The organism is Leucobacter celer subsp. astrifaciens, assembly GCF_001273835.1.
Taxonomy (GTDB): domain Bacteria; phylum Actinomycetota; class Actinomycetes; order Actinomycetales; family Microbacteriaceae; genus Leucobacter; species Leucobacter celer.
This window is the reverse complement of record NZ_JHEI01000072.1, coordinates 1-212: the sequence shown is the minus strand read 5'-3', so window position 1 is coordinate 212 and position 212 is coordinate 1. Positions and strand designations below refer to the sequence as shown.

Below are 212 nucleotides of genomic sequence, written 5' to 3'. Positions count from 1 at the left end.
ATCTACGACCCGTACGGTCCGATCATCACCCTCGTGCTCGTGGCGCTGGTCTTCGGGCTCGTCAACGGCACCCTCGGTCGGGTGGTGCGCTTCGTGTCGATCCCGCTCTACATTCTCACGCTGGGCCTGTTCGGGCTCATCGTGAACGGCTTCCTATAAGCCGTCGTAGCCTGGCTATAGGACCGGGAGGGATTCGGAATGAGAAGAGAGAC

Annotated in this window: 1 pseudogene; it reads left to right on the top strand. The window is 60.8% G+C overall.

The features are described 5' to 3' along the window. Positions 1 to 156, top strand: a pseudogene (locus AMS65_RS20435) (phage holin family protein); the annotation flags it as partial. Positions 157 to 212 lie beyond the last annotated feature (56 nt).